Origin of the sequence: Candidatus Hakubella thermalkaliphila (assembly GCF_013281975.1) — a bacterium.
Lineage (GTDB): Bacteria > Actinomycetota > Humimicrobiia > Hakubellales > Hakubellaceae > Hakubella > Hakubella thermalkaliphila.
This window is the reverse complement of record NZ_BLRZ01000459.1, coordinates 1-571: the sequence shown is the minus strand read 5'-3', so window position 1 is coordinate 571 and position 571 is coordinate 1. Positions and strand designations below refer to the sequence as shown.

Sequence of the window (571 nt, the reverse complement as noted above, 5' to 3'; positions counted from 1 at the left end):
CATGGGGACGCCAGTTGCTGCGGCCTTGCTTGACGGCAGCAAAGTGAGCATAGCGCATGCTGGCTACCGCAGGAGTTATCTTATCAGGGCAAGTTCAATTGTCCAGCTTACTGACGACCATTCAATAGTGTCGGAGCAGATTAAGAGCGGACTGCTCACAAAAGAAGAGGCAGAAGGTTCAGAGATGAGAAATATTATCACAAGGGCTCTCGGAACTACTCCATCCGTGGATATTGACCTTGATGAAATAGACCTTATGGACGCTGACAGGGTTGTTCTGTGCAGTGACGGGCTTACAACTATGGTTTCTGACAATGTTATCCTTTCTACAGTTGCCGCCTCTGATGAGCCTGACAGGGTATGCAGCGCGCTTATTGATATTGCCAATAAAAACGGCGGGAAGGATAATATAACTGTGGCGCTTGTATATTTGTTTGCCGATGGCTCATAGAGAAGATAAAACTTTATCAAAGAAGATTAAAAAACCCGCAATGGGAGAAACGATATTGCTTGACCCCCTTTAATTTTCCTTTGCCCCGTTAGAAAGACCCGTCCTTTCTAACGGGGTTTG

General features: G+C 46.2%; 1 pseudogene. It reads left to right on the top strand.

The window, feature by feature from the left end:
• A pseudogene (locus HW443_RS12700) lies at nt 1–451 on the top strand (hypothetical protein); the annotation flags it as partial.
• Nucleotides 452–571 lie beyond the last annotated feature (120 nt).